Origin of the sequence: uncultured Acidovorax sp. (assembly GCF_964021665.1) — a bacterium.
GTDB classification, from domain to species: Bacteria; Pseudomonadota; Gammaproteobacteria; order Burkholderiales; family Burkholderiaceae_C; genus Acidovorax; species Acidovorax temperans.
This window is the reverse complement of sequence record NZ_CAXIAK010000030.1, coordinates 15,928-37,631: the sequence shown is the minus strand read 5'-3', so window position 1 is coordinate 37,631 and position 21,704 is coordinate 15,928. Positions and strand designations below refer to the sequence as shown.

The following is a 21,704-nucleotide window of genomic DNA, read 5'->3' as shown; positions in this document are numbered from 1 at the left end:
GCGGCGGCACCACCGAGGTGGGCATCATCTCGCTGGGCGGCATGGTCTACAAGGGCAGCGTGCGCGTAGGTGGCGACAAGTTCGACGAAGCCATCATCAACTACATCCGTCGCAACTACGGCATGCTGATCGGTGAACCCACGGCCGAAGCCATCAAGAAGAACATCGGCTCTGCCTTCCCAGGCTCGGAAGTCAAGGAGATGGAAGTCAAGGGCCGCAACCTTTCCGAAGGCGTGCCACGCAGTTTCACCATCTCGTCCAACGAGGTGCTGGAAGCTCTTACCGAACCGCTCAACCAGATCGTTTCTGCCGTGAAGAACGCGCTGGAGCAAACCCCGCCCGAACTGGGCGCCGACATTTCTGACCGCGGCATGATGCTGACGGGCGGTGGTGCGCTGCTGCGCGATCTGGATCGTCTGCTGTCCGAAGAAACCGGCCTTCCCGTGCTGGTGGCCGAAGACCCGCTGACCTGCGTGGTGCGCGGCTGCGGCATTGCGCTGGAGCGCATGGACCGCCTGGGCAGCATCTTCACCAGCGAGTAATTTCTCAGTGCCAGGGCCGCCCCGGTGGGGCGCTCTGGTCAATACGGCATGATCGCTGATGCTTCAATGCTTTGTGAATCCACTGCAGTGATTCAACCCCTACGCGACCATTCCTGAGCACTGCCCTCTATGCCCCTGGGAACCTTAGAGCGCAGTGCGCCCCCGTTGTTCAAGCAAGGCCCTTCGGCCTTGTCGCGTTTGGCCGCCTTCAGCGCCCTGGCCTTGTTCCTCATGGTGGCCGACACCCGTTTCCAGATCACAGGACCGGTGCGCCAGGCGATTGGCACGGTGCTGTACCCCGTGCAATGGCTCATGCTGCAGCCGGTGGAATGGTCTCGGCATGGCTCTGGTTACTTCCAGTCGCTGCAGTCGGCCCAGGCCGCGGCCGATGCTGCCGCCCAGAAACTTGTCGTGGTGTCGCAGCAAGCCCACCAGGCGGAGCAACTGGCCCAGGAAAACATACGACTGCGCAAACTGCTGGAGTTGCGTGACCGCCTGGACACGCCAGCGCAGGCCGCCCAGGTGATTTACGACACTGCAGACGCGTTCACCCGCCGCGTGGTCATCGACCAGGGGCAGGTGCATGGGGTGGAGCAGGGGGTGCCCGTCATGGACGAAGGCGGTGTGCTTGGGCAGGTCACGCGCGTCTTTCCGCTGGTGAGCGAAGTGACGCTGTTGGTGGACCGTGACCAGGCCATTCCCGTCCTCAACCTGCGCACGGGCGCGCGTGCAGTGGCCTACGGCGACCCCACGGCCGAGCATGGCGGCGGGATCGAGCTGCGGTTCATCCAGGCCAATGCCGATGTGCGCGAAGGCGACTTGCTCACCACCAGTGGTGTGGACGGAGTCTACCCACCGGGCCTGCCCGTGGCGCGGGTGACCCATGTGGAGCGGCGTGCCGACTCTGCATTCGCCCGCATCTATTGCCAGCCCCTTGCCCAGGTGCAGGGGGTTCGCCACGTGGTGGTGCTCAAACCGCTGACCGACCACCTGCCACCGCGCCCCCAGCCCGCCCAGGCAGAGCACGGCAAGAGGGCGCGCAAATGATGCCGTGCTGCCAGCCATCGCTTTGCGTGCGCCCAGCCTGCGCAGGGGAGTCCGCATGATCATGCCGCGTGGGCAGCAACTGCTGCTGCCAGTCAACCCCGCGTTCATTGCCGTCAGCCTGCTGATCGGCCTGGCCATTAATCTGGTGCCACTGGGGCGCTGGGTGTGGCTGCCAGATTTGTTGATGGTGCTGATCGTCTTCTGGGGCGTGCACCAGCCCCTGCGCACGGGCATGGGCGTGGCGTTTGCCTTGGGGCTTTGCATGGACGTGGGGCAGTCGGCCCTGCTGGGGCAGCATGCCCTGGTGTACACCGTGCTTTCGTACAGCGCGATTGCCATGCACCGCCGCCTGCTGTGGTTCAGCGGGCCAGCGCAGGCGCTGCAGGTGTTTCCGCTGTTTGCCTTGGCGCATGGCATCGAAGTGGTGCTGCGCTTGCTGGCCGGTGGCACGTTTCCGGGGTTCTGGGTGTTGCTCGCGCCGGTGCTGGAATTGGCCCTGTGGCCGCTGGCCAGCTGGATGCTGCTGGCGCCCCAGCGCCGCCCCCCGGACCGCGACGAGAACCGCCCCCTGTGACCATGGCGAGTGCAGGCCAGCCACGACTGCCGTGCCCCGGACTGTGCACCGGTGCGGCCCCTGTTGCGCCCGTGCGGCGTGACCACGCCGGAGCGCGCCAGCCATGACCGAAATTCGCAACGTGGCGGCCGATGCCTCGCGCCTGCGCCTGCGGGTGCTGGCGGTGGGGCTGGTGGTGTTTCTGGCGTTCTGCCTGATCGTGGCGCGCCTGGTGTTTTTGCAGGTGGTGCGCCACGAAGACCTGGCGGCGCAGGCTGAGAGCAACCGCACGGCCGTGGTGCCCATCGTGCCCAACCGCGGGCTGATCCTGGACCGCAACGGCGTGGTGCTGGCCACCAACTACGCGGCCTACACGCTGGAGATCACCCCTTCGCGCGCCGCACCGCTCGAAGAAACCATTGACCAGCTCTCCAAGGTGGTGGACATCCACCAGCGCGACCGTCGCCGCTTCAAGCGGCTGCTGGAAGAGTCGCGGAACTTCGAATCGCTGCCCATCCGGACCCGGCTGACCGATGAGGAAGTGGCGCGCTTTGCCGCGCAGCAGTACCGCTTCCCTGGAGTGGAGATCAAGGCGCGTCTGTTCCGCAACTACCCCCTGGGCGAGATCGGCAGCCACGCCATTGGCTACATCGGTCGCATCAACCAAAACGAGAAGCAGCGCATCCAGGACGCAGACGACGAGGCCAACTACCGAGGAACCGAGTACATCGGCAAGCTGGGCGTGGAGCAGAGCTTTGAAACCGCGTTGCACGGCATCACCGGCGTGGAGCAGATGGAGACATCGGCCGGCGGGCGCGCCGTGCGCAAATTGGCCAGCCGCCCCGCCACGCCCGGCAAGAGCGTGATGATCTCGCTGGACATCAAACTCCAGAAGATGGTGGAAGACCTGTTTGGCGACCGCCGAGGCGCTCTGGTGGCCATTGACCCGCGCAACGGCGAAGTGCTGGCGCTGGTGAGCAAGCCCACGTTCGACCCCAACCTGTTTGTCGAAGGCATCGACGTGGAGAACTGGACTGCGCTCAACGAGTCCATCGACAAACCCCTGCTCAACCGAGCACTGCGGGGTCTGTACCCGCCCGGTTCCACCTACAAGCCCTTCATGGCGCTGGCCGCGCTGGAGCTGAACAAGCGCTCGCCCAGCATGATCGTGAGCGACCCCGGCTACTACAACTTTGGCGGCCGCACCTTCCGCAGCCACGAAGGCGGCCTGGGCGCGCTCGACATGCACCGCGCCATCCAGTTCTCCAGCAACACCTACTTTTACTCGCTGGCCGTGGAGATGGGCGTGGACGCCATCCACGATTTCATGAAGCCCCTGACCTTCGGACAGACCACGGGCATTGATCTCAACGGCGAGGTGCGCGGCACCCTGCCCAGCACCGAATGGAAGCGCAACACCTACAAGCGGCCTGAGATGAAGCGCTGGTTTCCTGGGGAAACCGTCTCGCTCGGCATTGGCCAGGGTTACAACAATTTCACCATGCTGCAACTGGCCGTGGCCCAGGCCACCCTGGCCAACGGCGGCACGCGCTACACGCCCCACCTCATCAAGGCCGTGAAAGATACGGTAACGGGCGAGCTGAGCCCCGTGCCCCAGCCGCCAGGCCAAGACCTGGGCTACAAGCCCAAGAACGTGGAGATCGTGCGCAACGCCCTGATTGCGGTGAACAAGGGCGGCACGGGCACCCGGGTGTTCGCGGGCGCGCCCTATTCTTCTGCCGGCAAGACCGGTACCGCGCAGGCCGTGAGCCTGGGCCAGAACGTGAAGTACAACGCCAAGCTGCTGGAAGAGCACCAGCGCGACCACTCGCTCTATGCCGCGTTTGCCCCGGCCGAGGCACCCGAAATTGCAGTGGCGGTGATTGTGGAAAACGCCGGCTTTGGTGCCGCCCACGCCGCCCCCATCGCGCGGCGCGTGTTCGACTACTGGCTGCTGGGCGACTACCCCAGCGAAGAAGACATCGCGGCCGTGCGCAAGGGCCAGGCGTCTGCCCCGCTGGGCAAGCCGCGCAAGGCGGCAGACATTGTGCTGCCCACTCCCTGAGTTTTGCTATCAAATTAAGAGCTGGTTGCGCTTGTGGAATAAGCGCTAGGGCCACTTTTGGTATGAAGTCTGGTGCAGTGCCTGTGGCCGTGCAGGGCTCTGTGGCAGAGCTTGCTCCCCGTATCTTCCACACTGCGCCACAGCCTGGGCGCGCTGTGGCGCGGCAGTCAGCGCTCTCACTCAGGCCTTCTCTGGCTGGGCTGCCGGGGTAGTGGCCCCACTGGCGGGTTGCAACTGGCTCACCACCAGCGCGGTCACGATCAGGGCTGCCCCTCCCACGCCCGCCCAGCCCAGGCTTTCACCCAGCAGGAACCAGGCCGTCAGCGACGCAAACACAGGCTCCAGACCAAACACAATCGCGCTGCGCATGGCGTCCACGCGCTGCTGGCCCCAGGCCTGCAGGATCACCACGACCACGCTGGCCAGCAGGCCCAGGTACAGCAGCGCCAGCCAGGCGGTGCTCTCCAGCCGGGTGAGGCCGGGCAGCCAGTCCATGTGACCATCGCGCCCCCACAGCAGGGCTGTGGAGGCCACGCACATCACCAGCGCCTGCGCGGCAGCCATGCGCGTGGCGCGCAGCGGTGCAGCGCTGGTGCGGCGCGAGCATTCTTCCAGCGCCAGGATGTACAGCGCGTAGAACACCGTGCTGGCCAGGGTGAGCGTATCGCCCAGGTTCCATGGCTCGTTTTCATGGAACATCAGCGCCATGCCCGCAAACGCCATGGCGCATGCAGCCCACAGTTGCCAGCCGTAGCGGCGGCCCAGCGCCAGCATGGCAATCAAGGGCACCACCAGCACGTTCAGGCCGGTCACAAACGCGTTGCGGTTGCTGCTGGTGCGCGCCAGCCCTTCAATCTGCAGCCAGAACGCGAGGAACAGCAACAGACCCAGCGCCGTGCCCCAGCGCCGTTCATTGCGGTGCATGCCCAGCCACAGGGGCAGCAACACCACCAGCGCAATCGCAAAGCGCAGCCAGATGATCTGCAGCGCATCCAGCTGCGCTGACAGCAGCTTCATGGCGGGGAAGGTGGTGCCCCACACTACGGTGACGATGAGCAGGGCGATCAGGCCCGAGCGTTCAGTGCGCATGGCTAACGACTCCAGAACAAAACCAAAAAAAAGAAAAAGGCCCCCGGTTGCCCGGCGGCCTTGCGGCTGATGCGCGGGTTAAGGGCTAGTGGCTGACCTGACCGAGGAATGCTCGGATGCGGTCGTTGGCCGGGTTGCTGAAGAACTCCTTGGGTGGCGCGTCGTGCGCGATGCGGCCCTGGTCGAAGAACATCACGCGATCGGCCACCTCGCGGGCAAAGCCCATTTCGTGGGTCACGACGATCATCGTCATGCCGCCGCGCGCCAGGCTGCGCATCACGTCCAGCACTTCCTTGACCATTTCGGGGTCGAGTGCCGAGGTGGGCTCGTCAAACAGCATCACTTTGGGCTGCATGGCCAGGGCGCGGGCAATGGCCACCCGCTGCTGCTGTCCGCCCGACAGTTGCCAAGGGTACTTGTGGGCGTGGTCTTGCATGCCCACGCGGCGCAGCAACTGCATGGCCTCTTCGTTGGCTTGCGCGCGCGGCGTGTGGCGAATGCGGCGGGGCGCCAGCGTCACGTTGTCCAGCACGCTCATGTGGCCGAACAGGTTGAACTGCTGGAACACCATGCCCACTTCGCAACGCTGGCGCTGCAGCGTGGCCAGGTCGTCGCACACATCGACGCCATCGATCGTGATGCGCCCGCTGTCATGGGGCTCCAGCCGGTTGATCGCGCGCAGCAGCGTGCTCTTGCCGGAGCCGGAGGCGCCGATGATGACCGTGACCTCGCCCGTGTGGAACACGGTGGACACGTCCTTGAGCACCTGGTGTGTGCCAAACGACTTGCACACGCGCTCGGCCACGATGTAGGGCTTGGGTTGGGCGTTGGAGTTCATTGGTTGCGGCCCTCCACGTCAAAGCGGTACTCGACCGCGTTCGAGATCTGCGTGACCAGTGTGGTGAGCAGCAGGTATGTGACGGCCACCGTGGTCAGCGTGGCAATCGGCTGGAAGGTGGCCGACTGGATACGGTTACCCACATTGGTCAGCTCCACCACGCCGATGGCGTAGGCCAGCGAAGAATCCTTGAGCAGCGCCACAAAGTTGCTGACCAGCGGCGGCAGCGAGATCTTGAACGCCTGGGGGAACACCACGTCCAGGAACACATGCGTGCGGCCCAGGCCCAGGGCTTTGGCGGCCTCGGTCTGGCCGCGTGGCACAGCCAGCAGGCCAGCGCGCAGGGCTTCGGCGTTGTAGGCGCCTACGTTCAGACCCAGGGCCACCACGGCGGCGGCGAAGTCGGGCAGGTTCAGGCCCGGCACCAGCACCGGCAGGGCAAAGTACACGAACAGGATCTGCACCAGCAGCGGCGTGCCGCGGATGGCCCAGATGTAGAAGCTGGCAACCCAGCGCACAGCCACCCAGCGGGCAGTGCGGGCCAGTGCCGCTACGGTGCCCAGCACCAGGCCGACTGCGCCACTGACGAGCGTGAGCCACAGGGTGGTGCGGGCGCCATCAGAGAAGGCTTGGGCGTTGGAGCCAATGGGCTCGGGAAGGAACGAGAGCACTTGGCCCAGGAGCGACAGGGCCAGCACCATGAGCACCAGCGCGGCGACAAGGGTGGCATTGCTGCGCTGCTGGCGGGACCAGGTTTGCGGCCAGAGGGCGATAAGCATGAATGAAATGACCGTTCGGTCTCAGTTCTGGATCAGTTCAGCGGCAGGCTCTGCGCACCGAAGGTGCCGAGTGTGCCAGCAAAAACAAAAGGTGCGCAGGGGGCAAGCCCCCTGCGCACCCCGGGGTGTCTGCCAGTGAAGGGCAGCGTGTGCGCCACGCCAGCCCCTCATCCGGCAGCCCCTTGTGCTTGCAGATCAGTTGCAGCGCACGTCTTCGTTGAAGTACTTCTTGGACACGGCGGCGTAGCTGCCATCGGCCAGCACTTCGGCGAAGGCCTTGTTCCAGGCTTCGGTCAGGCTGGTGTTGCCCAGGGCCATGGCGGGGGCAATGCGCTCGATGAACAGCATGTCGCCCAGCTTGAAGCCGGCCTTGGCGTTCTTGGCCGCGGCTTCCTTGGCCACGAACTTGTCGCTCACCCAGGCGTCCACGCGCTTGGAGATCAGGGCGCGCTGGGCGTCGGTGTCTTGGGGGAAGTTCTTCACTTCCTTCACGCCCGCGAGCTTTTGCACGTTCGTGAGGTAGCTGGTGCCGGTTTGCACGGCTACCACCTTGCCAGTCAGGTCCGCAGCGGTGCGGATCTTGGCGTCCATCGCCACGATCATGCCGCCCGAGCAGTAGTGGGGGTTGGCAAAGGTCACGGCCTTGGCGCGCTCTTCGGTCACGCCGTGCGAGGCGATCACGACATCCCAGCGGTTTTGGGCCAGGCCGGTCAGCAGGGCGTCAAAGCCCAGGGTCTTCCACTCCAGCTTCAGGCCCATCTTCTTGACGACCAGCTCCGCCACTTCGACTTCAAAGCCCGTCAGCTGGGTGCCTTTGAAGTAGTTGAAGGGAGCGAACTGGCCTTCGGTGGCGACGATGATCTTGCCGTCTTTCTTGACTTCGTCGAGCGTGCGGGCTTGGGCGACGAAGGCGGCGCACAGCGCCACAGCGGTAACAACGGTCTTCAACAGTTTCATGGCAAGATCCTGCAGGGGTAGTTTCAGGTACAAAAAAATCCGACATGCAGGTGGGCAAGCCGGAAGCGGAAAACACAACCATCGCCAGGGGCGATGGGCCTGTTCATCAAATAGAAATAATTATAGGACGCCCGTTCTTTTGAAGAACACGCAGGACAACCCTAGTGTTGCGCGGGCGTCCAGCGGTTTTTTGACCGGCGTCAGCCCACCGCTTGTTCAGCGCAGGAACGCGTCGTAGCCCGTCTTCAGGATCAGGCTGCTCACCACCACGATGAAAATGCCGCGCACAAAACCGGTGCCATGCTTGAGTGCCATGTGCGTGCCGGCCATGCTGCCCACCACATTGGCGATGGCCAGCGTCACAGCGTAATGCCACCAGACATGGCCCTTGAAGGCAAACAGCGAGATGGCCGCGATGTTGGTGGCGCAGTTGAGCAGCTTGGCCGAGGCCGAGGCGTTCAGGAAGTCGTAGCCCAGCAGCCGCACGAACAGGAACACGAAGAAACTACCGGTGCCCGGCCCAAAGAAGCCGTCGTAAAAACCAATGCCCAGGCCCACCAGGCTGGCCACCCACACCTCGGCATTGCCGCTGAAGCGGGGCGCATGGTGGCGGCCCAGGTCTTTCTTGGCCAGGGTGTAGGCCAGCACGGCCAGCAGCACCAGCGGCAGCACCTTGCGCAGGAAGTCGGGCGACAGGGCCGTGACCGTCCAGGCACCTGCAAACGCGCCGGCAAAACCCGCTGCCGCCGCGGGCAGCAGGGCGGCCCAGCGCATTTCCACGCGGCGGCTGTACTGCCAGGTGGCCATGGCGGTGCCCCACACCGACCCGGCCTTGTTGGTGCCAAACAGCGTGGCTGGTGCTGCCCCTGGGAAGGCGGCAAACAGGGCCGGGGTCAGGATCAACCCGCCGCCGCCCACAATCGCATCAATGAAGCCTGCCAGGAGCGAGGCGAAGGTGATAAAAATCCATTCCATCGCCCGATTTTCGCACCCCTGCTGCTATGACCTTGGTAGCAACGCGCTGGAACTGGCGACAGCGCTGCGCAGGTGCAGACGAAAAAAAAAAGCGCTGGGATCGCCAGCGCTTCGAAAATTTTGCGCACCTCGTTGGGTGCTTATCTTGGTAGTTGGTTTAAGGGTTGTCTCCTCGGTCCCCTCATCTGGGACGCCTTGGAGCCCCGTGAGTGATTGCACTGTAACCCCTGCACTTCCGTGGTGCATTGGGAGTTTCCCGAGGGATGGTGCAGTGCACCAAACGGGGCGCAGCGCTGGCACGCCTTGTGCAAACCCCCGAAGGCAACGGAGGTAGCAACAGATGAACCACAGCGAGAAACTCGCCATCGCCGCGCACCTGCATGTGCTGCTGCGGCGCAAGACGGGCCGCGTGACAGACACCGAATGGATGGCCAGCAACGGCAGCTATGCCCGCGAGATCGCCCGCTTCGCCCGCGAACGCGCCGTGTTGGACCAGGCCCCTGAACTGATCGAGTGGGCCGACCGCCTGGATCACTGCATGCAAGACACCTTGGCGGCCGAGTTGCGCCGCAGTGCCCGCGAGGCCGAGGCCGCCCGTGTAGCAGAGCAGGCTGCCGCACCGTCGGCGCACACTGCGGCCGCGGGGCATTCGCGGGCGCGGCGTTATGTGGGTGGTATCCGCTGATCTGGCGCCGTGCTGAACCGCCCCGCCGTGGGCCGGCGGCCCTGCCATGGCGCATTGCCCATCGCCCTGTGTATGCGTTTGGACTGACGAGTGCGCGAGGCTGCGTCAGCCACCCGCCCGCTGCGCCTCCACCATCCACTGCGCGGCCCGCTCGGCCATCATCAGCGTGGGCGAGTTGGTGTTGCCGCTGGTGATGGTGGGCATGGCCCCTGCATCCACCACGCGCAGGCCTTGGATGCCGCGCACACGCATCTGACTGTCCAGCACCGCCATGGGGTCCTGGTCGTGCCCCATCTTGGTGGTGCCCACGGGGTGGAAGATGGTGGTGGCAATGTCGCCCGCCAGCCGCGCCAGGTCTTCGTCCGTCTGGTACTGGGTGCCGGGCTTCCATTCTTCAGGCTGGTACTTGGCCAGCGCGGGCTGGGCCACGATGCGGCGGGTGACGCGCAGGCTGTCGGCGGCCACCTTGCGGTCTTCGGGGGTGCTCAGGTAGTTGGGTGCAATGGCGGGCGCAGTGCGGAAGTCGGCGTTCTTGATCTGCACCGTGCCCCGGCTGGTGGGGTTGAGGTTGCACACGCTGGCCGTGAAGGCCGGGAAGCTGTGCAGCGGCTCGCCAAACGCATCCAGCGACAAGGGTTGCACGTGGTACTGGATGTTGGGGTACACATGCTCGTCGCTGCTGCGCGTGAAGGCGCCCAGTTGCGACGGCGCCATGCTCATGGGGCCGCTGCGCTTGAGCACGTATTCGAGCCCGATCTTGGCCTTGCCCACCAGCGAGTTGGCCATGGTGTTGAGTGTGGGCACACCCTGCACCTTGTAGACCGAGCGGATCTGCAAATGGTCTTGCAAATTGGCACCCACGCCGGGCAAATCTTGCACCACGTCAATGCCATGCTGGCGCAGCAGCGCTGCGGGCCCGATGCCCGAGAGCTGCAGCAGCTGCGGCGAGTTCACGGCGCCTGCGCTCAGCACCACCTCGCGGGCGGCGTGGGCGGTCACCATCTCGTGGCCGTCCCACACCTTCACGCCGGTGCAGCGGCGGCTGCCATCGGGCTGGGTTTCGATGATGAGCTGCGTGGCCTGCGCGCTGGTCCACATCTCAAAGTTGGGCCGCCCATAGCAGGTGGGGCGCAGGAAGGCCTTGGCCGTGTTCCAGCGCCAGCCGCTTTTCTGGTTCACCTCAAAGTAGCCCACGCCCTCGTTGGTGCCGCCATTGAAGTCGTCGGTGGCGGCAATGCCGGCTTCCTGGGCGGCTTGCGCGAAGGCGTCCAGCACATCCCAGCGCAGGCGCTGCTTTTCCACGCGCCATTCGCCGGTGCTGCCGGTGGCTTTGTTGCCGTGCAGGCGTTTGAAGTTTTCATTGACGCCCTCGGGCTGGTCCAGCCGCCAGTGGTCTTCGTGGCGGCGGAAGTGGGGCAGCACGTTGTCCCAGCGCCAGCTGTCATCGCCCGTGAGCTCGGCCCACTGGTCGTAGTCGCGCGACTGGCCGCGCATGTAGATCATGCCGTTGATGCTGCTGCAGCCGCCCAGCGTCTTGCCGCGCGGGTAGCGCAGGGTGCGGCCGTTCAGGCCTGCGTCGGGCTCGGTGTGGTAGAGCCAGTCGGTGCGGGGGTTGCCAATGCAGTACAGATAGCCCACAGGGATGTGGATCCAGTGATAGTCGTCTTTTCGCCCCGCCTCCACCAGCAGCACGCGGTGGCGGCCACTGGCGCTCAGGCGGTTGCAGAGCAACGCGCCTGCAGTGCCGCCGCCAATGATGATGTAGTCAAACTGGGTGTCGCTCATGGATGGGTCGAAAACGGATTGGTAACCCGCCCCATTGTGCTGAGCGCCCACCGTCTGTCGATGGGGTAAATGCCTGTTGCTATCAAATAGATAGCTGGCTGCGCTTGTTTAATAAGCGCTGGAGGGTGTTTTGATAAAAATTACATCTGCCCGCTGGAAGAATGTGCCAAGCGCTTCACGCGGCTCCGCTACCATGCTTGACTCTGTCGTTCACCCTCATTGCCCGCCCGGCGGCCCGCGCCGCCCTCACCATGACCATTGACAGCGTTGCCCCCCGCATCGTCCGCACCGACACGCCCGATGGGCCGTGCGCGCAGCCGCAAGGGCGCTGGGGCGCGGCCGAACTGGGCACGCGGGCGCAGTGGAAGCTGCTGCGCCGCCAGCTGCAAGACAACGCACCCGCCGCCACGTTGGGGTGGGATTTGCGCAGCCTGCAGTGGCTGGACCATGTGGGCGCCCAGCTGCTGTGGAACCACTGGGGCCATGCCTGGCCCGCGCGCCTGGCGCTGACCGACGTGCAGCGCACCCTGCTGGAGCGCGTGGCAGAGCTCACCATCACCAACCCGCCCGCACCTCCTCCCTGGCGCCTGTTTGACGAGGTGGACCGCCTGGGCGTGCTGGTGCTGCACGGGCTGGACCATGCCCGGCATATGGTGCAGATGGTGGGCCAGCTGGTGCTGGATTTGCTGCGCCTGGCACGCAACCCCCGGCGCGGCCCGTGGCGCGATGTGTCGGGCCACCTCTACCGCATGGGCGCCACGGCGCTGCCCATCACCGCGCTGGTGGGCTTTTTGATTGGCGTGGTGCTGGCCTACCTGATGAGCCTGCAGCTGCGCCAGTTCGGTGCCGAATCATTCATCGTCAACATCCTGGGCATCTCGCTCATCCGCGAGCTGGGGCCCATGCTGGCGGCCATTTTGGTCGCGGGCCGTTCAGGCTCGTCCATCACTGCGCAGATTGGTGTGATGCGCGTGACCGAAGAGCTGGACGCCATGCGCGTCATGGGCATTCCGCACGGTTTTCGGCTGGTGATGCCGCGCACGCTGGCGCTGGCGCTGGCCATGCCGCTCATCAGCGTGTGGACCACGCTGGCCGCGCTGGCCGGGGGCATGCTGGCGGCCGACATCACGCTGGGCATCTCGCCTTCCTACTTCGTGCAAGCCCTGCCCGCCGCCGTGAAGGTGGGCAACCTCGGGCTGGCGGTGGCCAAGTCGGTGGTGTTCGGGGGGCTCATTGCGCTCATCGGCTGCCACTGGGGCCTGCGCGTCAAGCCCAACACCCAGAGCCTGGGCGAGGGCACCACCGCTTCGGTGGTCACGTCCATCACCATGGTCATCATCGTGGATGCGATCTTCGCCGTGGCCTTCCGCAACGTGGGGATCTGAACCATGACCACCACGCACTCGCACCCACCGCTGTTGGCCACCCCCGACGCCATTGCCGTGGCGGCGCACACACCTGTCCACGAACCGCCCATCGTCGAAGCCAAGGGGCTGTGGACGGTGTTTGGCAAAGGCACCGAAGCCTTTGCCGTGCACCAGGACCTGGAGTTCGTCGTGCAGCGCGGTGAAATGTTGTCGCTCGTCGGCGGCTCGGGCACGGGCAAAACCGTGCTGCTGCGGCAGATTTTGGGGCTGGCCCAGCCCACGCGCGGCACCGTCACCGTGCTGGGTCGCCCGGCGTCTGAAATGGGGCGCGAAGGTGCTGCCAGCCGCGTGGGCATGCTGTTCCAGCACGGCGCGTTGTTCTCGGCCTTCAACGTGCTCGACAACGTGGCCTTTGCCCTGCGCGAGCAAGGCACCCTGCCCGAAGAACTGGTGCGTGCCGCCGCCCTGGTCAAGCTGCAGATGGTGGGCCTCAAGCCCGAGCACGCCACCCGCATGCCCGCCGACTTGTCGGGAGGCATGGTCAAGCGCGTGGCCCTGGCCCGCGCCCTCATCATGGACCCGCCCCTTCTGCTGCTCGACGAGCCCACTGCGGGGCTGGACCCCAGCAGCTCCGACGACTTCTGTGCCCTGGTGCGCGAGTTGCGCGCTGCCCTGGGGCTCACCGTCATCATGGTCACGCACGACCTGGACACCCTGTTTGCCCTGAGCACCCGCGTGGCCGTGCTGGCCGATAAAAAAGTCATCGTCACCGGCCCACCGCACGAGGTGGCGCATTTCAAGCACCCGTTCATCGAACACTTCTTCATGGGCGAACGCGGCCAGCGCGCCATGGCGCCGCTGCAGCAGCCTGCACCGGCAGCCACGCCAAATGCCGCCGCGCCCTCCAAGGAAACCTGATGGAAAACAAATCACACGCCCTTGCCGCAGGCATCTTTGTCATTGTCGTGACGGCGTTGCTGGCGGGCCTGGCCATCTGGCTCACCCGCGACAACGCCAATTACGACCTGTACGAGCTCACCACCCGCGATGGAGTTAGCGGGCTGCAGCCCCAGGCCGCCGTGCGCTACAAGGGCGTGGCCGTGGGCAAGGTGGAGCGCATCGGGTTTGACCCGCAGGTGTCCGGCAACGTCCTCATTCGCATCGCCGTCAACCACAACGCGCCTGTCAGCCCCACCACCTTTGCCACGCTGGGCTACCAGGGTGTCACTGGCCTGGCCCATGTGCTGCTGGACGACGCCACCCAGCCCTTGCCCCAGCTGCCCCCCGGCCCCAGCGGCCTGCCGCGCCTCACGCTCAAGCCCTCGCCCTTTGGGCGCATTGCCGAGCAAGCCCCCAACATCCTGGCCCAGGTCGAGGAAGCCACCCGCCGCATCAACCAGTTGCTGGGCGATGAGAACCAGCAGCGCATCACCCAGGCGCTGGGTAACATCGGCCAGGCGGCGGGCAGCGTCAACGCGCTTACCCAGCGGCTCGATGCCACCTTGCAAAACCGGCTGGACCCCGCACTGGCCGCGCTGCCCCCGCTGGCCGACGACGCGCGCCACACGCTGAAATCGCTGCAGCAGGCGGGCACCAGTGTGACTGCCATGGCCAACGACATCCGCACCACCACCCAGCGCCTGAGCGCCGAAGGCGGCGCCATCGACCAGCTCACCCACGGCACCCAGGTCATGGCGGCAGCGGCTGACAACTTCAGCCGCTCCACCCTGCCCAGCATCAACCGCGCCGCCGACGAAACCGGCCGCGCCGTGCGCCAGATGGGCCTGGCCGCCAGCGCCGTCAGCGACAACCCGCAACTCTTCATCTACGGCAGCGGCCGCCTGCCGCCCGGCCCGGGCGAGCCCGGCTTTGCCCCGCCCCTGGCCCACCCCTGACCGACAAAGGCACGCGCCATGCACACACCCTTCGCACGTTCTGCCATGAATGCTATTGAAAACATAGCTACTAACGCTTGCTGCAAAAGCGCTGCAGCCACTTTTTGTCTGGTATTGTTGGTGGGCTGCAGCGCCTTGCCAACGCCGCCCAATCGCCCTGTCTCGTACGACTTTGGCCCGGGGCTGACCAGCCTGCCCGCCGCCGACCGCCGCGCCAGCCTGCCCCCCATTGCCCTGGCCGACGTGGAGGCGACGGGCCTGTCAGAAAGCAGCACCGCCGTGCTGTACCGCCTGAACTACGCCGACGCCCAACAGCTGCGCCCCTACACCCTGGCCCGCTGGACCCAGCCGCCCGTGCAACTGGTGCAGCAAGCCCTGCGCGCCCAGCTGGGCCTGCGCCGCGCCGTGCTGCAAGACGCCGATGCCGCCGCCCAGGCGCGCGACACCGCCCGCGGCGGCAAACTGCCCGCCGTGCTGCGCATTGAGCTGGAAGAATTCAGCCACCTCTTCACCAGCCCTGCCGAAAGCACCGGCCTGCTGCGCCTGCGCGCCACCCTGGTAGACCCCACCCCCGCGGGCGAAACCCTGCTGGGCCAGCGCGTGTTCATCGTGCAAAAGCCCGCGCCTACCCCTGACGCCGCGGGCGGCACCCGCGCCCTGGCGGCCGCTGCGCGGCAGGTGGCGGTGGAGGTGGATGAGTGGGTGGCGCAGGGCGTGAAGTAAGCGGCGCCCTTTGCCTGGGCTGGGCGCACCCAGCGTTCAGGCGGCCATGAAGCCCAGGTCGGTGGGGTAGTCCGCCCCGCCAAAGTGGCTCAGGTTGGGCAGCACGCCCGCCAGTTCGGTGTTGCTCACACCAAACCATGTGGCCAGGATGGCCGCGTACTGGTCTACCGAGGTGCTGGGCAGCAGGCGGCCCTGGCCCACGTGCCATTGGTCGTTGGCGTCGGCGGTGTTGGTGATGCTCACCGGTGGCGTCTTGCCATAGAACGCCCGGCCTTTGACGGCACCGCCCACCATGAAGTGGTGGCTACCCCAGCCGTGGTCTGATCCGTCGCCGTTGGAGCTAAGGGTGCGGCCAAAGTCGGATGCGGTGAACGCCGTCACCTTGTCGGCCACGCCCAGCTCCACCGTGGCGTCGTAGAAGGCGGTCATGGCTTCGCTCACGCGCCGCATCAGGTTGGGCTGCTGTGCGACGAGGTTGTCGTGCAGGTCCGCCCCTCCCGAGCCGCCTCCGCAGGCCGCCAATGCGGTGCTGGCCAGCGCGGCTGCCAGGGGGGCCAGCGGTGGGATGGGTTGTGTGCCGGATGCAGTGCCCACGGCAGCGCTCGCTGCCGTGGGTCCGCTCCCCTCTTCTTCCTTTGCCGCCAGTGCGCGCAAAGGCTCCTCGTGGGTATTTGTCATGTTGTGAGCAACCGTGGAAATGCGCTCGAAAGTGTAAGAAGCACCGTCGTTTTCTCTTGCCCCGATTTGTGAGCAATCGATACGGCCGTTACAGGATCGCGCCCATTCCCATGCGCTGCCAGGGCCACTGTGTTGCAAAGAGGTGCCTCACTGTCGCGCTGCGCCTACAGCCGGGGGCTCGCGTCCTGCACCGCCGTAGGCCAGAGCCGACGGTGCCTGCCTTGCGCGGACTACGCTGGCCACGCGGCTTGTTTTCTACAGTGACTCCATCGCCACAGCATGTATCTCACGCATTTCGGGTGGGTGGCTGGGGTGAGTTGAACTGAGGATGCGAACCATGAATGAAGACACCATCAAGGGCAACTGGAAGCAATTCAAGGGCAACCTGAAAGAGCAGTGGGGCAAGCTCACTGACGATGACTTCGACGTGATCGACGGCCGCCGCGAACAGCTGCTGGGCAAGCTGCAAGAACGCCAGGGCCTGGCCCGCGAAGCGGCTGAAAAGCAGATCAGCGACTGGCAAGCCCGCCACCCAGCCTTCCGTTTCAACGACTGACCTGTTCAGTCCTTCGGGCTGCGCGCTTGCCGCCCTTGTTCACCCCACCTATTGAATATTGAGGAGAAGACCATGAAATTCACACGCACACTGATCGCCCTGTCCGCTGCAACGCTGATGGCCACCTCGGCCATGGCTATGGAGCCCGCTGAATACAAGGCAGCCAAGGACCAGATTTCTGCCGACTACAAGGCCAACAAGCAAAAATGTGACGCCCTGCAAGGCAACGCCAAGGATGTCTGCCAGAAGGAAGCCAAGGGCGCTGAAAAGGTGGCCAAGGCCGAGCTGGACGCCCGCTACAAGCCCAGCGACAAGGCTGCTTACAAGGCACGCGTAGCCAAGGCCGATGCCGACTATGAAGTCGCCAAGGAGAAGTGCGATGACCTGAGCGGTAACGCCAAGGACGTGTGCGTGAAGGATGCCAAGGCCGCCCATGTGAGCGCCAAGGAAAACGCCAAGGTGGCCCGCGCCGTTGCCAAGCCCGCCGACAACACTGCAGCCAAGCAGGCTGACGTGGCAGAGGCCCGCAAGGACGCTGCCGCCGAAAAGAACGAAGCCAACTACAAGGCCGCCAAGGAACGCTGCGATGCCCTGAGCGGTGACGTCAAGTCCAAGTGCGTGGACGACGCCAAGCGCGTGCACGGCCAAAACTGAAAGCGCCACTGACCGTGGGGCAGGTGGCCGCAGCGCTGCCTGCCCGCCCCAGCCACCGGGGTGAAATTGTTACGGGAGCCTGCCAATGGCAGGCCCCCTGATGTGCGTCAAAACCCCAGCCCGTGTTCTGCCTAAGCTGCCGCCTTTTGTCACCAACGAGGAAGAACAATGGCTGCACTGGAATGGTCTGACGCGCTGGCGCTGGATTTGCCCCTGATGGACGACACCCACCGCGAATTCGTGGATCTGCTGGCCCAGGTGGAGCAGGCCGACGACGCGACCGTGGTGCAACGCTGGCAGGAACTGGTGGACCACACCGAGCACCACTTCGGTCAGGAAGACGCCTGGATGGTGGCCACCCGCTTTGCTTCCGGCAACTGCCACACCACGCAGCACAAGGTGGTGCTGCAGGTGATGCGCGAAGGCATCGTGCGGGCCGAGCAGGGCGACCTGCAGCCGATCCGCATCATGACGGGCGAGCTGGCCCAGTGGTTCCCCCAGCATGCGCAGATGATGGACGCCTCGCTGGCCCTGCACCTGCGCCGCGTGGGTTTTGACCCGGCCACCGGCGTGGTGCATGCCCCTGATGCATTGCCCGCCGAACTCATCCAGGGCTGCGGCAGCACCCACAGCTGCGTGGATCACCCCGAAAAAGAGCCCGCCGAGGCCGCCTGAGTTTCTTTGGATGCTATTTAAGGTATAGCTGCTGGCGCTTATTACACAAGCGCTGTAGCCCTAAGAGCGGCTAACAAAACTCAGCGAAGCGGTTCTGGCTAGGCGCCGCGTCGCAGGCAGTACGCGTAGTACGACAAGACGCGGCAACGACGCCAGAAGAGTTTTGTTAGCCGCTCTAAAACACCTCTAAACGCTTTCAGCGCCTTAGCGGCAGCAGCATGGCCGCCATCCACCACGACAGATCGCGCAGCGCCCGCCGCAAGGGGGCCGTGGCCGGGCGGCGATAGGCGCTGCGCAGCAAGGCCTGTTTGGCGGTGTTCAGCGCCCGCCGGTCTTGGGCTTGCAGCGCGTGCAGCAGCCGCTGGCGGTGGCGCTCCAGCCGCTGCGCCTCGGTTTCCGTCAGGCCCGCGCAGGCTGGTGCGGGCGGGGCCAGGCTAGCGGCTTCGTTCATGGCGCTTCCTTGGGCGCGGCAGCGGGCATGGCCGGTGGCGTGCTGCGCTGTGCAGGCGTCAGCCCATACCAGTTCACCTTGCGGGTCAGCACCATCACCGCAGTCAGCACCAGGAACAGCGCCACCGAGCCCACGGCCAGCGCCGTTTGCTCGAGCTGCAGCAGCACGTACAGCAGGCCATACAGCAGGCCAATGCCCAGGCCCAGCGGCAGCCCCCGCGCCAGCCCGCCCAGCATGTGGCTGGCGTAGTAGCCCAGCAGCAGCACACAGGCGGTGGCCGCAGCCAGGTACGACCAGCCAAAGGGCAGGTGCTCGGACAAGCTCACCAGCAGCAGGAAAAAGCTGCACAGCGCCGCGCCCACCAGCAGGTACTGCACCGGGTGCACGCGCAGCCTTTTCGTCGCCGCGCCGTCCCAAGACGAAAAAGCGGCCCCCTCGGGGGGCAGCGACCCGCGCAGCGGTGGAGCGTGGGGGCCATTTCCCATCAGCTCAAACAGGCCCACGGCCACAAAGGTCAGGGCGATGAACAGCAGGCCGTATTTGGTGGCGCGGTCTGCCAGGGTGTAGGGGTTCACCGGGTCCACAAAGGCCACGCCAAAGCTGTCGGCGCAGTCGCGCGGTGTGGTGCCTGCGGGGGCGTACTCGGTGGGGGCATCGTCGTAGCTGCCTGCGCAAATGCGGCGGCCGGCCTGCACATCCTGCTGCGCCGTGGTGGCCAGCGATGACAGGCGCCACTGGGCCGTGAAGCCCTCTGGCCCCCAGGTGCGCTCCGACGGCAGGAACCGCCCGTTGAACGAGGGGTGGGGCCAGCTGCCCGTCATCTTCACATCGGTGTTGCCGCCCAGGGGCACGATGGACAGGCGCTCGGTGCCCACCAATTCCAGGTCCAGCGCCAGCGTCAGGGGCTCGGCCTGGCCGCGCACGCCTTCAGGCAGCACCGCGTGCAGCCCCCGGCTGTAGGTGGGGTGGAAGGTGCCGGGCTTGAGGGCCAGGGCCTGTTCGCCCAGCGACACCTGCGCCGTGCGAATGCCCCGCGCATCGCCCACGGCCACCATCACGATGGGCGCACCGCACTGCAGGCGCGAGCCCTTGACGGTGCTGTGCGCCTGCAGGCTGGCCAACCCGGCCCACTGCGCGGTGAGGTGCGTCTTGAGGTTGAAGGTGTTGACCTTGTGCAGGCCCCGTGCGCGCTCTTCCATGCCCACGCTGGATCGCACCTGCAGCTGCTCGGGCATGGCGGTGAGCAGAAATTCGCGCCGCTGCTCGGTGGTGCGGCGCTCCTCGCCCTTGCCGGTCTCAGCGTCCCAGCTTTCCACGCAGGCGCTGTGGATCATCGGGCCCATCAGCGTTTGCGGGCCGGCCAGGCTGTCGGCCACGCTCTGGGCCGTGAGTGTGCGGTAGCGCTGGCGGTCGCGCACCACGTCTTCAATCTGCGCCAGGCCGATGAGCAGAAGCACGAATACGGCGCCCAGCGCGGCCAGTTTGGTGATCAGCGGGTGTTTCAAAAGACTCCTCCTTGGGTTGAATGTGGAGCGAGTTTTTGGCCCGTGCGTGAGGTGCCCATGAAGTTTGTGAAGCGGGCGTGAAGTGGTGAACGCACGTGGCTCAGCCACGGCAGCACGCGCTGTGTGCAGCGGTGTTGGCCTACCGCCCGCCGTGGCGGTGGCTGACGCCAAACCGTCATACAGCCGCGATAGCCTTCGCTGGCAACCAACCACCGCCAAAGGTGCCCCATGTTTTCCAAACTGTTCGGCTGGACCCATTTGTTTGACGCTCTGCTGGATGACCTGTTCGACGAGCGTCGATGGGGGCTCGATCTGCCCCGGCAAGATTGCCTGGGCACCGAGGAATGCTTGGCCCTGGCCGCGCAAGACGGCGTTTGAGCCCAGCGCCTGAGTGGGCGCGCAGCGGCGGCGCTCAGCGCCCCAGGTTCAGCGTGACGCGCAGGCCCGGCGCCGTGTTGCGCACCTGCATTTGCCCGCCGTGCAGCACCATCACCCGCTGCACAATCGCCAGCCCCAGGCCCGAGCCACTGCGCTCGCCACCCGGCCGCGCAGTGGTGAAGAAGCGCTCGCCCAGGCGCGGCAGCGCGTAGTCGGGCACGCCGGGGCCGGTGTCCTGCACGGCCACCGTGGCCCCGTCCAGCTCCACCCGCACCGTGCCGCCTGCGGGTGCAAAGTCAATTGCGTTGTCCAGCAGGTTGCCAATCGCCAGGGTGATGAGCTCTGCCTCCCACGGCCCGCTGTGGCCCTGGCCGGTGAGCTCTAGCGTCACGCCGCGCTGTGCTGCGCGGCCCTGCGTGTGGGCGATGGCGGCGGCGGCGCAATCGTGCAGGGCCACGGGGGCGTTGCCCTCGGCGTGCTGGCGCTGCTCCAGCTTGCTCAGCTCAAGCAGCCGGTCAATCAGCCGCTGCAGGCGTTCGCTTTGCTGCACCACCTGCGTCGCAAATTCAGCGCGGTCTGCGGCGGGCAAGTCGTCCTGCAGCAACTCGCCCGCGCCGCGAATGGCAGCCACGGGGCTTTTAAGTTCGTGCGTGAGGGCGCGCACGTAGCCTTCGATGTAGTCGCGCCCTTCCAGCCGCACGCGCATGCGGTCCATGGCGCGTGCCAGGTCGCCCAGTTCGCCGGGCACCTGGGGCACGGCCAGGGGCTGGGCGGGCAGGGTGCCGTGTTCGCTGTCGGCCGGGCCTTGCACGCTCAGGGCGTAGTCGCGCAGGCGGCGCACGTTCCACACCATCCACAGCGTCACGCCCACACCCACGGCGGCTGACAAGGCCAGCAGCAGCAAGCCGCCCATGAATACCTTGCGCTCGGCCCGGTCGATAAAGCGCTGCACCGTGCGCGTGGGCTTGGCCACCGTCAGCACCCCGGCAATGCGCTCGTCCACGTAGATGGGCGCAGCCACATGCATCACGCCGCTGGTGTCGTCACCCGCCACCTCGCGGGTGGACCGGGCCCCGTACTCGCCGCGCAGCGTGCGCGCCACATCGCGCCACTGTGAATAGTCGGCGCCCACCGCCTGGTTTTCTGAATCGAACAGCACGCGGCCTTGGTGGTCGGTCACGTACACGCGAAAGTCCAGCGACTGTTTGGAAAACCCCCAGATGCCCGCATCAATGGGCCGCGTAGCGTAGTGCCGCACCCGCTGGGCAAAGCGGCTTTGGCTGGCATCGCGCGCCAGCTGCCCGCTGGCCAGATCGTCGCTGGCCACCTCGGCCAGCAGGTTGGCCGTGTCCACCATCATGTCTTCCATCACCTCGCGCACGCTGGGCTTGATCTCGGCCATGAACACGCGCAGCACGAAGAACGCGGCAATGCCGTTGATGAGGAAGAAGGCGAACAGCAGGCGGATGCCCAGGCGCATGGGTGCACAGCCCTTCAATCAAAAATG

The 21,704-nt window shown here is 66.0% G+C and carries 22 protein-coding genes and 1 pseudogene; 13 read left to right on the top strand and 10 right to left on the bottom strand.

Annotated features, from left to right (window positions below; genetic code table 11):
* The 4 genes from AADJ04_RS08775 to mrdA form a co-directional block, all read left to right on the top strand.
* On the top strand, positions 1-542 hold a 542-nt coding region (locus AADJ04_RS08775; RefSeq protein ID WP_341239377.1), incomplete at its 5' end, for a rod shape-determining protein.
* 129 nt (positions 543-671) lie between these two features.
* On the top strand, positions 672-1,589 hold the full coding sequence (mreC, locus tag AADJ04_RS08770) for a rod shape-determining protein MreC (protein WP_341239376.1): 918 nt from the start codon (positions 672-674) through the stop codon (positions 1,587-1,589).
* Between the two features lie 55 nt (positions 1,590-1,644).
* Positions 1,645-2,163 (top strand): rod shape-determining protein MreD, encoded by a 519-nt coding sequence (gene mreD / locus AADJ04_RS08765; protein ID WP_341239375.1) that lies wholly within the window; start codon positions 1,645-1,647, stop codon positions 2,161-2,163.
* Between the two features lie 103 nt (positions 2,164-2,266).
* On the top strand, positions 2,267-4,207 hold the full coding sequence (gene mrdA / locus AADJ04_RS08760; RefSeq protein ID WP_066694831.1) for a penicillin-binding protein 2: 1,941 nt from the start codon (positions 2,267-2,269) through the stop codon (positions 4,205-4,207).
* A 180-nt stretch (positions 4,208-4,387) separates the two neighbouring features.
* Here mrdA and AADJ04_RS08755 read toward each other — a convergent pair whose 3' ends face one another.
* The 5 genes from AADJ04_RS08755 to AADJ04_RS08735 form a co-directional block, all read right to left on the bottom strand.
* On the bottom strand, positions 4,388-5,296 hold the full coding sequence (locus AADJ04_RS08755; RefSeq protein ID WP_207373614.1) for a DMT family transporter: 909 nt from the start codon (positions 5,294-5,296) through the stop codon (positions 4,388-4,390).
* Between the two features lie 85 nt (positions 5,297-5,381).
* On the bottom strand, positions 5,382-6,134 hold the full coding sequence (locus AADJ04_RS08750) for an amino acid ABC transporter ATP-binding protein (protein WP_044395355.1): 753 nt from the start codon (positions 6,132-6,134) through the stop codon (positions 5,382-5,384).
* Complete coding sequence (locus AADJ04_RS08745; RefSeq protein ID WP_044395356.1) at positions 6,131-6,913, bottom strand: amino acid ABC transporter permease; 783 nt, start codon at positions 6,911-6,913, stop codon at positions 6,131-6,133. The genes AADJ04_RS08750 and AADJ04_RS08745 overlap by 4 nt, the downstream gene beginning before the upstream one ends.
* A gap of 195 nt (positions 6,914-7,108) precedes the next feature.
* A complete protein-coding gene (locus AADJ04_RS08740) occupies positions 7,109-7,870 on the bottom strand; it encodes an ABC transporter substrate-binding protein (RefSeq protein WP_044395358.1) in 762 nt (253 codons plus the stop codon).
* 216 nt (positions 7,871-8,086) lie between these two features.
* Positions 8,087-8,845 carry a TSUP family transporter gene (locus tag AADJ04_RS08735; RefSeq protein ID WP_066691066.1) on the bottom strand — a complete coding sequence of 253 codons (759 nt, stop codon included), beginning with the start codon at positions 8,843-8,845 and terminating at the stop codon, positions 8,087-8,089.
* Positions 8,846-9,185: 340 nt separating this feature from the next.
* On the opposite strand from AADJ04_RS08735, the gene AADJ04_RS08730 reads away from it, so the two are divergent.
* Entirely contained in the window at positions 9,186-9,530 is a 345-nt protein-coding gene (locus AADJ04_RS08730; RefSeq protein WP_341239374.1) for a hypothetical protein, read from the top strand.
* A gap of 105 nt (positions 9,531-9,635) precedes the next feature.
* Here the strand turns inward: AADJ04_RS08730 and AADJ04_RS08725 are convergent, their stop codons facing one another.
* On the bottom strand, positions 9,636-11,315 hold the full coding sequence (locus tag AADJ04_RS08725) for a GMC family oxidoreductase N-terminal domain-containing protein (protein WP_341239373.1): 1,680 nt from the start codon (positions 11,313-11,315) through the stop codon (positions 9,636-9,638).
* A 251-nt stretch (positions 11,316-11,566) separates the two neighbouring features.
* On the opposite strand from AADJ04_RS08725, the gene AADJ04_RS08720 reads away from it, so the two are divergent.
* Genes AADJ04_RS08720 through AADJ04_RS08705 form a run of 4 tightly spaced genes read left to right on the top strand, consistent with a single transcriptional unit; the run spans position 11,567 to position 15,300 of the window.
* Positions 11,567-12,700 (top strand): ABC transporter permease, encoded by a 1,134-nt coding sequence (locus AADJ04_RS08720; protein WP_341239379.1) that lies wholly within the window; start codon positions 11,567-11,569, stop codon positions 12,698-12,700.
* Between the two features lie 3 nt (positions 12,701-12,703).
* A complete protein-coding gene (locus AADJ04_RS08715; RefSeq protein ID WP_341239372.1) occupies positions 12,704-13,600 on the top strand; it encodes an ATP-binding cassette domain-containing protein in 897 nt (298 codons plus the stop codon).
* A complete protein-coding gene (locus tag AADJ04_RS08710; RefSeq protein WP_341239371.1) occupies positions 13,600-14,577 on the top strand; it encodes an MlaD family protein in 978 nt (325 codons plus the stop codon). The genes AADJ04_RS08715 and AADJ04_RS08710 overlap by 1 nt, the downstream gene beginning before the upstream one ends.
* Before the next feature lie 18 nt (positions 14,578-14,595).
* The gene (locus AADJ04_RS08705) at positions 14,596-15,300 is read left to right on the top strand and encodes an ABC-type transport auxiliary lipoprotein family protein (RefSeq protein WP_341239370.1); all 705 of its coding nucleotides are present in this window, start codon (positions 14,596-14,598) and stop codon (positions 15,298-15,300) included.
* 36 nt (positions 15,301-15,336) lie between these two features.
* Here the strand turns inward: AADJ04_RS08705 and AADJ04_RS08700 are convergent.
* Positions 15,337-15,798, bottom strand: a pseudogene (locus AADJ04_RS08700) (DUF1501 domain-containing protein); the annotation flags it as partial.
* Positions 15,799-16,315: 517 nt separating this feature from the next.
* Between AADJ04_RS08700 and AADJ04_RS08695 the strand changes: the two are divergent.
* From AADJ04_RS08695 to AADJ04_RS08685, 3 genes are all read left to right on the top strand, one after another.
* Positions 16,316-16,534 (top strand): CsbD family protein, encoded by a 219-nt coding sequence (locus AADJ04_RS08695; RefSeq protein ID WP_044395415.1) that lies wholly within the window; start codon positions 16,316-16,318, stop codon positions 16,532-16,534.
* Positions 16,535-16,606: 72 nt separating this feature from the next.
* Positions 16,607-17,188, top strand: a complete 582-nt coding sequence (locus AADJ04_RS08690) for a hypothetical protein (protein WP_207373622.1) — start codon at positions 16,607-16,609, stop codon at positions 17,186-17,188.
* 168 nt (positions 17,189-17,356) lie between these two features.
* The gene (locus AADJ04_RS08685; protein ID WP_066691996.1) at positions 17,357-17,863 is read left to right on the top strand and encodes a hemerythrin domain-containing protein; all 507 of its coding nucleotides are present in this window, start codon (positions 17,357-17,359) and stop codon (positions 17,861-17,863) included.
* A 196-nt stretch (positions 17,864-18,059) separates the two neighbouring features.
* On the opposite strand, the gene AADJ04_RS08680 is transcribed toward AADJ04_RS08685, so the two are convergent.
* Positions 18,060-18,314 (bottom strand): hypothetical protein, encoded by a 255-nt coding sequence (locus AADJ04_RS08680; protein ID WP_341239369.1) that lies wholly within the window; start codon positions 18,312-18,314, stop codon positions 18,060-18,062.
* Complete coding sequence (gene creD / locus AADJ04_RS08675) at positions 18,311-19,819, bottom strand: cell envelope integrity protein CreD (RefSeq protein WP_341239368.1); 1,509 nt, start codon at positions 19,817-19,819, stop codon at positions 18,311-18,313. Before creD ends, AADJ04_RS08680 begins: the two co-directional genes overlap by 4 nt.
* A 228-nt stretch (positions 19,820-20,047) precedes the next feature.
* On the opposite strand from creD, the gene AADJ04_RS08670 reads away from it, so the two are divergent.
* Positions 20,048-20,197 (top strand): hypothetical protein, encoded by a 150-nt coding sequence (locus AADJ04_RS08670; RefSeq protein WP_273623908.1) that lies wholly within the window; start codon positions 20,048-20,050, stop codon positions 20,195-20,197.
* 34 nt (positions 20,198-20,231) lie between these two features.
* Here the strand turns inward: AADJ04_RS08670 and creC are convergent, their stop codons facing one another.
* Positions 20,232-21,677, bottom strand: a complete 1,446-nt coding sequence (gene creC, locus AADJ04_RS08665) for a two-component system sensor histidine kinase CreC (RefSeq protein ID WP_341239367.1) — start codon at positions 21,675-21,677, stop codon at positions 20,232-20,234.
* Between the last annotated feature and the right edge of the window lie 27 nt (positions 21,678-21,704).

Bases quoted from the DNA above. Each gene is read 5' to 3' on its own strand.
- AADJ04_RS08695 (WP_044395415.1), top strand. From the start codon at position 16,316: ATGAATGAAGACACCATCAAGGGCAACTGGAAGCAATTCAAGGGCAAC.
- AADJ04_RS08720 (WP_341239379.1), top strand. From the start codon at position 11,567: ATGACCATTGACAGCGTTGCCCCCCGCATCGTCCGCACCGACACGCCC.
- AADJ04_RS08690 (WP_207373622.1), top strand. From the start codon at position 16,607: ATGAAATTCACACGCACACTGATCGCCCTGTCCGCTGCAACGCTGATG.
- creC (WP_341239367.1), bottom strand. From the start codon at position 21,677: ATGCGCCTGGGCATCCGCCTGCTGTTCGCCTTCTTCCTCATCAACGGC.
- AADJ04_RS08670 (WP_273623908.1), top strand. From the start codon at position 20,048: ATGTTTTCCAAACTGTTCGGCTGGACCCATTTGTTTGACGCTCTGCTG.
- mrdA (WP_066694831.1), top strand. From the start codon at position 2,267: ATGACCGAAATTCGCAACGTGGCGGCCGATGCCTCGCGCCTGCGCCTG.
- AADJ04_RS08685 (WP_066691996.1), top strand. From the start codon at position 17,357: ATGGCTGCACTGGAATGGTCTGACGCGCTGGCGCTGGATTTGCCCCTG.
- AADJ04_RS08745 (WP_044395356.1), bottom strand. From the start codon at position 6,913: ATGCTTATCGCCCTCTGGCCGCAAACCTGGTCCCGCCAGCAGCGCAGC.
- AADJ04_RS08680 (WP_341239369.1), bottom strand. From the start codon at position 18,314: ATGAACGAAGCCGCTAGCCTGGCCCCGCCCGCACCAGCCTGCGCGGGC.
- mreD (WP_341239375.1), top strand. From the start codon at position 1,645: ATGATCATGCCGCGTGGGCAGCAACTGCTGCTGCCAGTCAACCCCGCG.
- AADJ04_RS08755 (WP_207373614.1), bottom strand. From the start codon at position 5,296: ATGCGCACTGAACGCTCGGGCCTGATCGCCCTGCTCATCGTCACCGTA.
- AADJ04_RS08710 (WP_341239371.1), top strand. From the start codon at position 13,600: ATGGAAAACAAATCACACGCCCTTGCCGCAGGCATCTTTGTCATTGTC.
- AADJ04_RS08750 (WP_044395355.1), bottom strand. From the start codon at position 6,134: ATGAACTCCAACGCCCAACCCAAGCCCTACATCGTGGCCGAGCGCGTG.
- AADJ04_RS08715 (WP_341239372.1), top strand. From the start codon at position 12,704: ATGACCACCACGCACTCGCACCCACCGCTGTTGGCCACCCCCGACGCC.
- mreC (WP_341239376.1), top strand. From the start codon at position 672: ATGCCCCTGGGAACCTTAGAGCGCAGTGCGCCCCCGTTGTTCAAGCAA.
- AADJ04_RS08705 (WP_341239370.1), top strand. From the start codon at position 14,596: ATGCACACACCCTTCGCACGTTCTGCCATGAATGCTATTGAAAACATA.
- AADJ04_RS08740 (WP_044395358.1), bottom strand. From the start codon at position 7,870: ATGAAACTGTTGAAGACCGTTGTTACCGCTGTGGCGCTGTGCGCCGCC.
- AADJ04_RS08725 (WP_341239373.1), bottom strand. From the start codon at position 11,315: ATGAGCGACACCCAGTTTGACTACATCATCATTGGCGGCGGCACTGCA.
- AADJ04_RS08735 (WP_066691066.1), bottom strand. From the start codon at position 8,845: ATGGAATGGATTTTTATCACCTTCGCCTCGCTCCTGGCAGGCTTCATT.
- AADJ04_RS08730 (WP_341239374.1), top strand. From the start codon at position 9,186: ATGAACCACAGCGAGAAACTCGCCATCGCCGCGCACCTGCATGTGCTG.